The sequence below is a fragment of the Paramicrobacterium salitolerans genome (genome assembly GCF_051513965.1).
In the GTDB taxonomy this organism is placed as follows: Bacteria; Actinomycetota; Actinomycetes; order Actinomycetales; family Microbacteriaceae; genus Paramicrobacterium.
On the sequence record NZ_CP195847.1, the window covers coordinates 1,536,525 to 1,550,243 of the forward strand.

The 13,719-nt window shown below is 61.2% G+C and carries 12 protein-coding genes; 2 read left to right on the forward strand and 10 right to left on the reverse strand.

Features of this window, described 5'->3' with window-relative positions:
- Positions 1–40: 40 nt before the first annotated feature.
- From ACSAGD_RS07340 to rplU, 5 genes are all read right to left on the reverse strand, one after another.
- Positions 41–1,306: a glutamate-5-semialdehyde dehydrogenase gene (locus ACSAGD_RS07340; protein ID WP_437585049.1), complete on the reverse strand. Its 1,266-nt coding sequence runs from the start codon at positions 1,304–1,306 to the stop codon at positions 41–43.
- On the reverse strand, positions 1,303–2,121 hold the full coding sequence (gene proB, locus ACSAGD_RS07345) for a glutamate 5-kinase (RefSeq protein ID WP_437585050.1): 819 nt from the start codon (positions 2,119–2,121) through the stop codon (positions 1,303–1,305). The genes ACSAGD_RS07340 and proB overlap by 4 nt, the downstream gene beginning before the upstream one ends.
- On the reverse strand, positions 2,118–3,629 hold the full coding sequence (obgE, locus tag ACSAGD_RS07350; RefSeq protein ID WP_437585051.1) for a GTPase ObgE: 1,512 nt from the start codon (positions 3,627–3,629) through the stop codon (positions 2,118–2,120). The genes proB and obgE overlap by 4 nt, the downstream gene beginning before the upstream one ends.
- 101 nt (positions 3,630–3,730) lie before the next feature.
- Positions 3,731–3,985, reverse strand: coding sequence for a 50S ribosomal protein L27 (gene rpmA, locus ACSAGD_RS07355; RefSeq protein WP_437585052.1), 255 nt, complete (start codon positions 3,983–3,985; stop codon positions 3,731–3,733).
- A gap of 20 nt (positions 3,986–4,005) precedes the next feature.
- Positions 4,006–4,314, reverse strand: coding sequence for a 50S ribosomal protein L21 (gene rplU / locus ACSAGD_RS07360; RefSeq protein ID WP_437585053.1), 309 nt, complete (start codon positions 4,312–4,314; stop codon positions 4,006–4,008).
- Between the two features lie 210 nt (positions 4,315–4,524).
- On the opposite strand from rplU, the gene ACSAGD_RS07365 reads away from it, so the two are divergent.
- Complete coding sequence (locus ACSAGD_RS07365) at positions 4,525–4,788, forward strand: DUF4031 domain-containing protein (protein WP_437585054.1); 264 nt, start codon at positions 4,525–4,527, stop codon at positions 4,786–4,788.
- Position 4,789: 1 nt separating this feature from the next.
- On the opposite strand, the gene ACSAGD_RS07370 is transcribed toward ACSAGD_RS07365, so the two are convergent.
- Positions 4,790–7,126: an Rne/Rng family ribonuclease gene (locus tag ACSAGD_RS07370; protein WP_437585055.1), complete on the reverse strand. Its 2,337-nt coding sequence runs from the start codon at positions 7,124–7,126 to the stop codon at positions 4,790–4,792.
- 295 nt (positions 7,127–7,421) lie between these two features.
- Between ACSAGD_RS07370 and ACSAGD_RS07375 the strand changes: the two genes are divergently transcribed.
- A complete protein-coding gene (locus ACSAGD_RS07375; protein ID WP_437585056.1) occupies positions 7,422–8,036 on the forward strand; it encodes a vitamin K epoxide reductase family protein in 615 nt (204 codons plus the stop codon).
- 49 nt (positions 8,037–8,085) lie between these two features.
- Here the strand turns inward: ACSAGD_RS07375 and ndk are convergent, their stop codons facing one another.
- Genes ndk through ileS form a run of 4 tightly spaced genes read right to left on the reverse strand, consistent with a single transcriptional unit; the run spans position 8,086 to position 13,585 of the window.
- Positions 8,086–8,502 carry a nucleoside-diphosphate kinase gene (gene ndk / locus ACSAGD_RS07380; RefSeq protein ID WP_437585057.1) on the reverse strand — a complete coding sequence of 139 codons (417 nt, stop codon included), beginning with the start codon at positions 8,500–8,502 and terminating at the stop codon, positions 8,086–8,088.
- 4 nt (positions 8,503–8,506) lie between these two features.
- Entirely contained in the window at positions 8,507–8,866 is a 360-nt protein-coding gene (locus tag ACSAGD_RS07385; RefSeq protein ID WP_437585058.1) for a DUF4233 domain-containing protein, read from the reverse strand.
- Positions 8,857–10,224, reverse strand: a complete 1,368-nt coding sequence (locus ACSAGD_RS07390; RefSeq protein ID WP_437585059.1) for a bifunctional folylpolyglutamate synthase/dihydrofolate synthase — start codon at positions 10,222–10,224, stop codon at positions 8,857–8,859. Before ACSAGD_RS07390 ends, ACSAGD_RS07385 begins: the two co-directional genes overlap by 10 nt.
- Positions 10,217–13,585: an isoleucine--tRNA ligase gene (ileS, locus tag ACSAGD_RS07395; protein WP_437585060.1), complete on the reverse strand. Its 3,369-nt coding sequence runs from the start codon at positions 13,583–13,585 to the stop codon at positions 10,217–10,219. The genes ACSAGD_RS07390 and ileS overlap by 8 nt, the downstream gene beginning before the upstream one ends.
- Between the last annotated feature and the right edge of the window lie 134 nt (positions 13,586–13,719).

The following is a 13,719-nucleotide window of genomic DNA, read 5'->3' on the forward strand; positions in this document are numbered from 1 at the left end:
CATTTCTCGCGGCGCGTTAACGCTCTCATCAGTCTACAGGTCAGGCACGCACCTGTCCGTCGCCGCGCACAACCCATTTCGAACTCGTGAGCTCGGACAGTCCCATGGGGCCACGAGCGTGGAGCTTCTGAGTGGAGATGCCCACCTCCGCTCCGAATCCGAACACTCCCCCATCAGTGAAGCGTGTGGATGCGTTCACCATCACTACAGCTGAATCGACGTCTGTCAGGAAACGCTCGGCGTTACGCATGTCGTTTGTCACGATCGCGTCCGTGTGTTTGGTCGAGAACTGCCGGATGTGCTCGATCGCCTCTTCCAGTGAGTCAACCACACGCATCCCCAGCCGCAGCTCAAGGTGCTCCGTTGCCCACTCGTCAGGCGCCGCCGGTGAAGCCCCCGTGGCGAAATCGCGAATCTTCTCGTCTGCCCTCACATCGACTCCGTGACCGAGCAATCGCTCAACGATCTTAGAGACAAGATTTGGGGACACATCACGATGAACGAGCACCGTTTCAACGGCGTTGCAGACGCTCGGGCGTTGCGTCTTCGCGTTGTCGATGATCTCCACCGCTGTCTCGGCATCAGCACTTGAATCGATGTAGATGTGAACAATCCCAGCACCCGTCTCAATCACCGGAACAGTCGATTCGCTAACGACTCGGTCAATCAGCGCTGCGCTGCCTCGAGGTATGAGCACGTCAACGAGACCTCGGGCCTTCATGAGCTCCGCAGCTCCGTCACGGCCGAAGTCATCCACCGCCTGAATCGCGTCGGCCGTGACCCCTGCTCTCTCCAACGCTCGCCGCAGGATTGAGATGAGCTCTTCGTTGCTGTGCAGAGCGGCGCTGCCACCTCGAAGAGCAACGGCATTTCCACTCCGCAGAGCGAGTGCGGCTATATCGACCGTGACGTTGGGCCGGGCCTCGTAGATAACCCCAACGACACCGAATGGTACGCGTACCTGCTCGATCTTGACGCCGTTCTCGAGGGTGCTTCCGCGGATGACCTGCCCCAGCGGGTCTGTTAGAGCAGCAATGTGGCGCACCGACGCTGCGAGCGACGATATCCTCTCCTCTGTCAATGCGAGACGATCAATCAGCCCTCCTGACAAGCCGTTCTGCTCGCCAGCCTCACGGTCCTTCGCATTAGCAGCGAGAATCGCATCGACGTTCTCCTCCAACGCCTGAGCAACGGACTCGAGCGCGTCAGCCCGCTGCCGTCCGGTCAGACGGGCGATCTCTCGCGAGGCTGCTTGAGCGGCCTCAAGACGTGTGCGAATCGGCGTTGAGAGAGAAGGTTCGGTCATGCGCCGAGTCTAGCCGGGCCCTCTGCTTCATTACGCCCCCGGGGCACGAACCAGGTCCCGACATCACGCCCCTCAAGCGCATCACTTATCTGGCTGGCAGACGTCACAAGCACTCCGGTGCCACGCTCAGCAGCGAGTCGTGCCGCCGATACCTTGGTGGATGCGCCGCCAGTCCCCACGCCGGCGCGATTCGCCTCCCCGAATTCGACGTCGCCAAGCGTCTGTTCGGGAGCGATCTCAGGGATACGCGTTGCCCCGGGACGCTCTGGAGGCATCGTGTAGATCGCATCCACATCACTGAGCAGGATCATCGCGTCGGCTTCGATCAGGATGGAGACCAGCGAGGCCAGACGGTCGTTGTCTCCGAAGCGAATCTCGTGTGTCGCAACCGTGTCATTCTCATTGACGATCGGGAGGATCCTCAGGCCGAGAAGCCTCTCCACCGCTCGGCGTGCGTTACTTCGAGAGTTCGCTGCTTCAAGGTCACCCGCGGTGAGGAGAACCTGACCCGCCACGATTCCGTACCGGTCAAGGCTGTCTTGATAACGATAGACCAGAACATTTTGTCCGACAGCGGCGGCGGCCTGCTGCGTCGCAAGATCACTCGGTCTGCTGTCGAGCCCGAGATATGGCATTCCGGTGGCGATCGCACCGGACGAGACAAGGATGACCTCGGCGCCGCGTGAATGCGCTTCCGCGAGAGCGGTCACCAGTGGATCTATCTGCCCCGCATTGACTCCACTGATAGAGGAGGAACCGACCTTCACGACGATCCGTTTTGCAGAAGTGAGGTCCGCTCGGCACGCAACATTCACTGGTTGTCGTCCTCCGCCCAGAGACCCGCCTCTCGCTCTTGCTCGAGTTCGCCACGTGCGCGCGCTTTCGCGTCCATCCGCTCGTAGTACGCCTCGCGCCGCTCACCACGTGTCGGACGAGCGTTCCCCTCCAGCCGAGAGTCCGTGCCCCGCGGTGATGACATGAGCTCCGCTGTCGAGGTCAATGTCGGCTCCCAATCGAAGATCACGCCCTTACCCGGTCCGATGACAACCGTAGACCCGGCCTCCGCTCCACATTTGAAGAGCGCTTCCTCAATGCCGATCTTCGCCAGTCGGTCTGCTAGGTAGCCGACTGCCTCGTCGTTGGTGAAGTCAGTCTGCTGCACCCATCGCTCTGGCTTCGCACCAAGAATCCGGTAGACATTCCCGTAGGTGCCGCCTTCCACCGCGATTGTGAAGGGTTTCGTATCGGCCGCACGAGGCTTCATGACGATCTTCGGAGTGTGTTGAGCCGCAGCCTGCTGCTCGTCGCGGTGCTGCTGCACGATCCCGCCAAGAGCGAATGTGAGCTCCCTCAAACCCTCGTGGCTCACTGTCGAGATGGTGAAGACGCGGTATCCTCTCGACTCAAGCTCCGGCCGCACAAACTCTGCCAGCTCCTTCGCCTCGGGAACATCCGCCTTATTTAGCGCGATGAGCTGAGGACGCTCATTCAGAGGGAGCTGTCCTTCCGGAACCGGATAGGCGTCCAGTTCGCGAATGATGATCTCCAGATCGGAGATCGGGTCTCGACCGGGCTCGAGGGTGGCGCAGTCCACCACGTGCAATAAGGCCGCACAGCGCTCGACGTGGCGCAGGAATTCGAGCCCGAGGCCCTTTCCTCCACTCGCACCCTCGATCAGCCCCGGCACATCTGCCACGGTGTAGCGATATTCCCCAGCCTGAACGACTCCGAGGTTCGGATGCAGCGTCGTGAACGGATAATCTGCGATCTTCGGCTTGGCCGCCGAGATTGCGGCGATCAGGCTCGATTTTCCTGCCGAGGGGAATCCGACGAAAGCGACGTCCGCGATCGTCTTCAGCTCAAGGACAATGTCACCCTGCCACCCCGGGGTGCCGAGCAGAGCAAAACCGGGAGCTTTGCGCTTCGTGGTTGCGAGAGCAGCATTTCCAAGCCCCCCGCGTCCACCGATCGCGACAACGTGCCGGGTCTCAGGCTCGGTCATATCTACGAGTGTCTTGCCCTGAGAGTCTTTGACCACAGTGCCGACAGGTACCGGCAGAACGAGTTCCTGGCCTGCTGCGCCATGGCGCAGATCGCCCATGCCGAATCCACCATTCTCAGACTGTCTGTGGGGAGAACGGTGGTACGGGAGAAGCGTCGTCACCTGCGGGTCTGCGTACAGCACGATATCCCCGCCATCCCCGCCGTTTCCGCCATCAGGTCCAGCGAGCGGCTTGAACTTCTCACGCCTGACGGAGACGCAGCCATTGCCGCCTTTACCCGCAGTCAGGTGCAGCGTGACATGATCCACGAACGTTGCCACGTAGTCTCCTCCTTCGCGATTAGTCGCCGGCTCCATACTGCCGGAAGACGACGAGGGGCGGGCAACCGCCCGCCCCTCGTATGAGATTTGATTCGCGTCGGCTACGCACCGGCGACGATATTGACGACCTTGCGTCCGCCCTTCGAACCGAACTCCACGGAGCCGCTTGCCAGAGCGAAGAGCGTGTCATCGCCACCGCGCCCGACGTTCGAGCCCGGGTGGAAGTGAGTTCCACGCTGACGGACCAGGATCTCACCCGCATTGACGACCTCGCCGCCGAAGCGCTTCACACCGAGGCGCTGTGCGTTCGAGTCACGACCGTTGCGAGTTGAGCTCGCACCCTTCTTGTGTGCCATCTCGTTTTCTCCTCGATGCCTTACTTGATTCCGGTGACCTTGACGCGTGTGAGCTCCTGACGGTGCCCCTGGCGCTTCTTGTAGCCGGTCTTGTTCTTGTACTTCTGGATCACGATCTTGGGCCCGCGGAGGTCATTCAGAACCTCGGCCGTGACCGTAACCTTCTCGAGCGCCTTCTGGTCGCTCGTGACTGTGTCGCCGTCTACGAGCAGAACTGCGGGAAGCGTGACGTTGCCGTCCTTGTCAGCCTGTACGCGGTCCATCGTCACGATGGTGCCGACCTCGACCTTCTCCTGCCGTCCTCCGGCGCGCACGATTGCGTATACCACTTTGGAATACCTACTTCTCTGAGGAGCGATTGCTCCGATTGTCTGTCAAAGGAAAGTCACTGCTCCAGACATACCCAGCGGGAAAAGAGGTCTGCCTGTCAGAAAACATGGCGGTGACACAGGGATAAGCCAGCTCACCAACGCTCAACTTTACTGCATTGAACCAGCATTCGACAAATGATGCGCGCGCGTTTTCTCTAGAATCGAATCATGACGGTACTCATCGATCCTCCGATGTGGCCTGCTCACGGCACCTACTGGTCTCATCTTGTGAGCGATGCGTCCCTGACCGAACTTCACAGTTTCGCTCGATCCGTGGGCGTGCCAGAACGGAGTTTCGATCTCGATCATTACGACGTCCCAATGACGCGCTACAGCGAGTTGGTCAAAGCAGGCGCGCATGAAGTGAGCGCGAATGAACTCACCCGGAGGCTCATCACCAGCGGCCTTCGTGTGCGCGCTCGGGATCGGTGATTCAGTCAGACTCTGATGCGTCTGTCTTCTCACCGTTGTCGGTTCGCGCAGAGACAGGTACACCGGTCAACGCTGCCGTGGTGACGCGTCGAGAGCGGTTCCGCCCCTGTCCGGGCTTCTTTGGCTCCGGGAGGGCATCGAGAACCGAACCCAGCAGGTCTTCCGCTGCTTGTTTGTCTACCTGACGAGTCTCAGCCGCATGGCCAGGTTCGATCGGGATATCCAAGATAGCGACCTTCTCGGATTCCGACTGTGGCGTCTGTTCCTGCTGGGATTTCTCCGATCGGGTTTTCGGCGCCTCCGAGGCTTCCGAGCTCTCGGTCTTTCCGACCACGCTCTTCTGGCCCACCTCGTCCTCCGCATGAATGGTGCTGGCGGCGATCTGAGAGAGAGCCTTCTTCGCATCATCTGTGATGGAGTGCGCCGACGACTTCTGCTGCGCCCCATTGTTACCGTTCGACGACCCCTGAGACCCTCGACGTTTGCGTCCCCCGCTGTCGCTGTTGGAATGACGATGCTTCGCCACTGGCTCGTGATGCACGATCACGCCGCGGCCAGAGCACGCGTCGCATGCCTCGCTGAAAGTCTCGAGGAGGCCCAGCCCGAGTTTCTTGCGCGTCATCTGGACGAGTCCAAGCGAGGTCACTTCCGCGACCTGGTGCTTCGTCCGATCGCGGCTCAGACATTCGACCAGGCGGCGCAGGACAAGATCCCTGTTTGACTCGAGCACCATATCGATGAAATCCACGACGATGATGCCCCCAATGTCACGCAGGCGCAGCTGCCGTACGATCTCCTCAGCGGCCTCGAGATTGTTCTTCGTGACCGTTTCTTCGAGGTTACCTCCGGATCCAACGAATTTACCCGTATTGACGTCGACGACCGTCATTGCTTCGGTGCGGTCGATGACGAGCGATCCACCGGAAGGCAACCAAACCTTCCGGTCGAGTGCCTTCTCGATCTGCTCAGTGATGCGGAACTCGTCGAAGACATCCTTGCCGCCCGAGTAGCTCTCTACGCGGTCCAGCAAATCGGGCGCTACCTGAGCGAGGTACTTCTCGATGGTCTGCTTGGCGTCGCCTCCGGCGATCACCATGCTCTGGAAGTCTTCGTTGAAGACATCCCTCACGATTTTGATGAGCAGATCCGGCTCTGAGTGGAGAAGTGCTGGCGCATGGCCGTTCTCCACTTGTTTCTGAATCGACTCCCATTGCTTCGTGAGGCGCGTGACGTCACGTGTGAGCTGTTCCTCAGTTGCGCCTTCAGCCGCCGTGCGAACAATGACTCCAGCATTCTCAGGAAGGATCGCCTTCAGAATCTTCTTTAGTCGTGCACGCTCGGTGTCGGGCAGCTTGCGGGAGATCCCGTTCATCGAACCGTTCGGTACATATACGAGGTACCGTCCCGGCAGCGAGATCTGACTCGTCAGACGAGCACCCTTGTGCCCTACCGGGTCTTTCGTGACCTGAACGAGGACCTTGTCACCGGCCTTCAGTGCAAGTTCAATGCGCCGCGGCTGGTTTCCCGTTTCCACGGAGTCCCAATCGACCTCACCTGAGTACAGAACCGCGTTACGGCCTCGTCCGATATCGACGAACGCTGCCTCCATGCTGGGCAGCACGTTCTGGACCTTCCCCAAGTAGACGTTTCCGATGAGCGACGATTCCTGGGAACGGGCGACGTAGTGCTCCGCGAGAATGTCGTCTTCGAGAACCCCGATCTGAATACGGCCGCTCTTCGAGCGTACGATCATCTTTCGGTCGACGGACTCGCGCCGGGCGAGGAACTCAGCCTCCGTCACCACCGCGCGTCGTCTGCCCGCATCACGACCGTCACGCCGCCGCTGCTTCTTCGCTTCGAGACGAGTCGAACCTTTGACCTTCTGCGGTTCAGTGATCAGCTCAGGCTCGCTCTGACGAGCCTCGTCGCCGTCCGCCCCCTTGCGCCTCCGAGAACGGCGGCGTGACCCGTTGCCCGAATCTGCGCTGTCCTCCTGTTTTTCAACCTTCGGCCGGGGCGGAAGCGGTTTGATGTCGGGCGCTTTGAAGATGAGCCGCGTGGTCACCGGTCCGGTGTGTTCGGGCTCAGAGGGTGCTTGATCCTGGTTGTTTCCGTTATCGGAGGGCGCCTTGACAACACCCCCAGCGTCCTCGTCGCTCTCCGCGGCCTCCACGTCCGGCTGTGTTGACGAAGAGTCAACCGCTTTTTCAGCGGTGGCTTCCTCGACCGCCATCGCGGGAGTCTCTTGTCCTTCGACCTGCTCTGCGGCTGTATCCGCAGAAGAAACTTCTCTGCCACCCTCGTCCGGGTGTGTGCTTGTGTTCTCTTTTTCCACCATCTCTGGTGCACTCCTCAACCGGACTGACAGCCGCGCCGCCCATCCGGGAACTCTCATAGGGAAGATGCGCCTCAGCGAACTCCTCCACAATCCTGTCGCCTGCGATCGGCTTCTGCTCTGATCACAAACCCTCGGTCACTCCGACCGATTCACAACAACCGGGCCTCCCGGGCCCAATAAGCCTTATATGCCGCTAGACAAAGCGCGGTTCGTCTAGGACTCTGCCATTATCGCACGTTACTCGATGGGACGCCTCACCACGTTCAGTTCCAGCGGTGTGTGCCATAATCCGAACGTGACCGACACCGCCCCAACTCTTCGAGTCCGCGAGCGTCCTTTCGCGCTCGGCATCCTACTGATCGTTGCTGGCGTCATCGGCTGGTATGCCGCGTTCGCGCTGACTCTCGACAAATACAAACAGCTCGAGGATCCGAATGTTCGCCTCGGATGCGATTTCAACATCCTCGTGGGATGCGGCACGAATCTCGCATCGGATCAGGGCGCGGTCTTCGGCTTCCCTAACCCGATCATCGGCCTCGCGTGCTGGGTGGCGCCCGTCGTGGTCGGCGTCGCTCTTCTCGCCGGCGTGAGATTCCCTCGTTGGTTCTGGACGGTGTTCTGGCTCGGCTTCGTCTTCGCAATCGGGTTCGTCGCCTGGCTCATTTATCAGAGCATCTACGTTCTGAGCTCGCTCTGCCCATGGTGCATGGTGACGTGGTCAGTGACGATCCCGTCATTCTTTGCCGTCACCTTCCACGTTCTGCGATCGGGCGCTCTACCCCTCGGCGACAAAGCACGGCGTGCGGGCGCCGCTCTTGCCGGTTGGACTCCGCTCATCACACTCGTCACATACGTGCTCGTCGCGCTGCTCGCACAGCTTCAGCTCGATGTGATCGGGCACATCTTCTGAGATACACGAAGCGCGTCCAGCGATCGCCGGACGCGCTTCCAAAACGTTCTCAGGAGAACCAGAGCGAGAGCTCTCGGGCCGCCGATTCCGTGCTGTCTGAACCGTGCACGAGGTTCTGTTGAACCGGAAGTCCCCAGTCTCGCCCCAGGTCGCCGCGAATCGTACCGGGAGCCGCGCTCGTCGGATCTGTCGTGCCGGCAAGTGAGCGGAAGCCCTCGATGACGCGATCACCCGCAGCCCGAATGGCGACCACCGGACCGGACATCATGAACTCGACAAGCGGCTCGTAGAAGGGTTTGCCCTCGTGTTCGGCATAGTGGGCCGCCAGCAGATCGCGGTCCGCGTGCACAAGGCGAAGATCGACGAGAGTGTAGCCCTTCGCCTCTACTCTGCGGAGGATCTCCCCTGTCAGTCCCCGGGCGACACCGTCGGGCTTCACGAGGATGAGTGTCTCTTCTACGGCCATTTGTTCAATCTCCTGTTTCCTGCTGAGCGGACTTTTCCCGATCGATCCGAGCGCCGACAATCATGCAGTAGACCCACATGATCGCGAACAGCCCGCCGACGACGTACATCATGGGCATTACGATGCCGGTAGCAACGATAACGCCTTGGAGCACCCAGCCGCAGATCAGCCCCCACCGGAAGCGTAGGACCGGGATCACCGCCACCATCATGACGCAGAGGACTCCGCCTCCGACGAACGCGGTGACCGGATCGACTGCCTTGAGCCCGAAGGCGACCAGAGCACCGAGAAAGACAACGAGCAGCTCGGCGCTGAAGACAATAGAGCCAAGCGTTGCCTTGATGTTTTGGCTTCTCACGCCCACCCCCGATCGTCGATGGCGACGAGCGCTTCCCCAGCGAGGATGACCGATCCCGCGACCAAGACCATCCGTCCTTCGTCCGCGGTGGCCCACTCTCGTGCTTCTTCGAGCGCTTCCTCCACGGACTCATACGCGTCCACTCGGTCGCCAGCCCCCGCCCGCGCGACTTCGGCGGCGAGATCGTCAGCCGCGAGGGCGCGCTCGGACTCCACCTGAGTCGCGAAGAACCGTTCTGATTTCGGCAAGAGGTGGGTGAGGATGCCGCGAGTGTCCTTGTCCTCCAGCGTCGCGATCACGACCCCGATCTCCGACGCATCGAAATAGCGGTCGAGTGCTGACGCGAGCGAGGCCGCTCCGTGGGGATTATGGGCCGCGTCGACGAGAATTGTCGGTCCCGTCGCCGCGAGATCCAACCGACCGGGTGACTTCGCTTCCGCAAGTCCCTGAGCGAGTACATCTCCGTCGAGCGGAGTCGCGCCATCGCCGAGAAAGGTCTCGCACACCGCAATCGCAAGCGCCGCGTTGTGTCCTTGATGGTCGCCGAACATCGGGAGGAACAGATCGTCGTAGCGAGCCGCTCGCCCCTGCACGGAGATGACCTGTCCGCCCACCGCGACGAGGTCGGATGCCAGAAGGAAATCGCGATCCTCTACGCGGACCGTAGCGTCCAACCGATCCGCAGCTCGCTCGATCTCAGCGAGGGCAACCGCGCGCTGAGCGCTCGCGACGACCCGGGCTCCAGGCTTGATGATGCCTGATTTCGTACGCGCGATTTCGGCGAGCGTACCCCCGAGCGTCGCCTGATGATCGATGTCGATGGGTGTGAAGACCGCAACGTCCGCGTCAGCGACGTTCGTGGAGTCCCACTCGCCACCCATCCCGACCTCGATGATCGCGACATCTACCGGAGCATCCGCGAAACTGGCGAAGGCAAGCACCGTCAGCGCCTCGAAGAATGTGAGGCGCACTTCTCCTGCACCTATGAGCTCGGCGTCGACCATCTCAATGTACGGAAGGACATCGCGCCAGTTCTCCACGAGTTTGTCGTCAGAAATCGGCGATCCGTCGATCGTAATTCGCTCGTTGAAGGACCGGAGGTGCGGGCTCGTGAAGAGTCCGGTTCGGAGACCGTGCGCTCGCAGGATGCTCTCCGTGATGCGCGACGTGCTGCTCTTCCCGTTCGTTCCCGTCAGGTGAATGATCGGATAGGCACGCTGAGGGTCGCCGAGCAGTTCCACCACGCGACGGGTCGGTTCAAGGCGCGGGCGCGGACGCCCCTCCCCTGTTCGGGAGAGCAAGGCATCGATCACATCGGCAGCGGTCTCTGCCTCCCCGGCTGGTCCGATGAGCGGCTCAGTCATGGTCTCCGTTCCGGTTGCGGCTGACAGCGATCGCGACTGCTCCCGCGTTAGCGAAGTCTTCAGCGCCCACCTTGTGAACATGTTCGGGTACCGTCGGCGCTTCTGCCCTGACCTGTTCTTCAAGTTCTCCAGTGGCATCGATTTCGGATGCCGCGTAGGTGCGGAACTCCGTTGCGAGCGTCTCTGCCGCTAGGTCCACCCCGCTGACGGAGCGCACAGCGCGGGCATCCTCATCGCTCTCGAAGATGAGCGTCAGAGTAATGCGATCGCTAACGTCGAAGCCGGCGGCCTTTCGAGTGTCTTGAACGGCACGCACCATGTCACGCACCAGTCCCTCTGCTTCCAACTCCGCGTTGCTCGATGTGTCGAGAATGGCGAAGCCTGCGTCGCTCAGAAGCCCGATCTCGGTGGCGTCCTCGGTGTCCGCGGCCTCAAGGATCAAGCTGTACTCGCCCTCGACGAGTTCAATACCGCCCGCGACGACGATGCCGTCACGCTCGGACCAGTCTCCGCTCTTCGCAGCGCGGATCACCTGCTGCACCTGCTTGCCGAGACGAGGCCCGGCAGCACGCGCGTTGACCGAGAGACGACTCGTCACTCCGTATTCCGATGCGCTCGAGTCGGTGAGTTCAACCAATCTGATGTGCTTGACGTTGAGTTCCTCCCGGAGGATGCCTTCAAAGGGCGCAAGCGTCGTCGCATCCGGTGTGACCACCGTCAGCTCTGCGAGCGGCAGTCGAACGCGACGCCCCGCCTGCTTTCTCAACGCCTGACCGACGGAGCTGATCTCCCTGATGCGGTCCATCGCTTCAACGAGAGCGTCGTCCTCGGGGAATTCCTCAGGTGAGGGCCAGTCCGTGAGGTGGACGCTCCGCTCCCCCGTCAGGCCTTTCCACACGTGCTCCGTGATGAGCGGAAGCAACGGAGCTGCGACGCGACAGAGCGTTTCAAGCACTGTGTACAGCGTGTCGAAAGCCTCGCGTCCGTTGCCGTCCGCATCGACGCCGGTCCAGAAGCGGTCTCGGGACCGACGTACGTACCAGTTCGTGAGCACATCCGCGAAGTCACGCAGGCGGGTCGAGGCGACCGTGGAATCGAACTCCTCAAGGTCCCCCGTGACCTGGGCCACAAGCTGACGCAGCTTTGCCAGGATGTAGCGGTCGAGCACATCCTCGGAATCTGTCCGTGCCTCGGCCTCGTAACCGCCCGACTTCGCAGAGTTTGCGTACAGCGAGAAGAAGTACCAGGTGTTCCAGAGCGGCAGCAGAAGCTGTCGAACGCCCTCGCGGATGCCGGCCTCGGTAACGATCAGATTGCCGCCTCGAAGGACCGAACTGGACATCAGGAACCAGCGCATCGCATCCGAGCCGTCACGATCGAAGACCTCGTTCACATCCGGATAGTTACGAAGCGACTTCGACATCTTCTGGCCATCGCTGCCGAGCACGATCCCGTGGCTCACTACGTTCTTGAACGCCGGACGGTCGAAGAGCGCAGTCGAGAGAACGTGCAGGAGGTAGAACCACCCGCGCGTCTGCCCGATGTACTCGACAATGAAGTCCGCCGGATTGTGCGAGTCGAACCAGTCGCGATTCTCGAAGGGATAGTGCACCTGCGCGTATGGCATCGACCCGGAGTCGAACCAGACGTCGAAGACATCGGGGATGCGTCGCATCGTCGACGCTCCGGTCGGATCGTCTGGGTTCGGTCGCGTGAGCTCGTCGATATACGGCCGGTGAAGATCGATCGGACGCACCCCGAAGTCTCGTTCGATCTCGTCCAGCGAGCCGTACACATCCACGCGTGGATACTGCGGGTCGTCGCTCTTCCATACTGGGATCGGCGAACCCCAATATCGGTTTCTACTGATCGACCAATCGCGAGCATTCGCCACCCACTTGCCGAACTGCCCGTGCTTCACATTGTCAGGCACCCACGAGATCTCCTCGTTTACCTCGACCATACGATCACGGAATTCCGTCACCCGAACAAACCAACTCGACACGGCCTTGTAGATGAGAGGGTTCCGGCAACGCCAGCAGTGAGGGTAGGAGTGCTCGTAGCTCGCCTGCCGCAGGAGGCGCCCTCGGTCACGGAGCAGTCGCGTGAGCGGCTTGTTCGCGTCGGACCAAAGCTGCCCGGCGACGTCCGTCACACTCGCAAGGAATTTTCCGCCTTCGTCAAGTGAAAGGATCACAGGGATGCCCGCAGCTTCGCAGACGCGCTGGTCATCCTCACCGTAGGCGGGCGCCTGATGCACGATTCCCGTGCCGTCGCTGGTGGTGACGTAGTCGTCCGTGAGGATCTGCCAGGCATTCTGGGTGCCCCACACCTGCGAATCTTCGTAGTAATCGAAGAGAGGCTCGTACAACACACCGCGAAGATCAGCTCCATGCACAGTTGCACGCACTGCAGAGATCGCCTCGTCTGCACTCTCGTATCCGAGGTCCTTGGCGTAGCCGCCGACGAGCTGGGTTGCGAGTAGATACTCTCGCCGACCGCCGCTCACATCCGCCGTTTGCGAATCTGCGGCACCGTTCGGCCCTTCCGGAACCACCGCGTATTCAATGTCCGGGCCGACCACGAGTGCGAGGTTCGTAGGAAGGGTCCACGGCGTCGTCGTCCACGCGAGCGCTCTCACGCCCGCCAGTCCGAGGCCATCAGCCTTCGTCCCCGTCAAGGGGAATGTCACCGTCACCGTCTGGTCCTGGCGCATTTTGTATACGTCATCGTCCATGCGGAGCTCGTGGTTCGAGAGCGGCGTCTGGTCACGCCAGCAGTACGGCAGAACGCGATATCCCTCGTACGCGAGGCCCCTGTCATAAAGGGTCTTGAACGCCCAGAGAACGCTCTCCATGAACGTGATGTCCAGCGTCTTGTAATCGTTGTCGAAGTCGACCCAGCGCGCCTGCCTCGTCACGTAGGTCCGCCACTCATCCGTGTAGTGGAGAACCGAGGAGCGCGCAGCTTCATTGAACGCCGCGATACCCATCTCCTCGATCTGGCTCTTGTCCGTGATGCCCAGCTGGCGCTCAGCCTCGAGCTCTGCGGGCAACCCGTGAGTGTCCCATCCAAATCGACGGTGAACCTGCTTGCCACGCATCGTCTGGAATCGCGGGAAGAGATCTTTCGCGTAGCCCGTCAACAAGTGGCCGTAGTGCGGCAATCCGTTCGCGAATGGAGGCCCATCGTAGAAGACCCACTCCGGGGCACCTTCGCGTTGTGCGATGGATGCGGCGAACGTATCGTCTTTCTCCCAGAAGTCGAGCACCTGCGTCTCGATATCAGGGAAGGTCGGCGACGGCGTGACGCCGAACGCGGCTCCGTCATGCGGCGTGCCATTCGACTTAGGGTACGACATTCTTCTCCTGCAGGTCGGTCTTCTCTCCTGCGAGGACGGCGATGCCGCGGTACCACCTCACTTGCCCGCGCATGCGGGCCGCTCGTTCTTTGGCTGTGACGGGCCAGACCCGTTCGGTTCTACTGAGCCAGCGG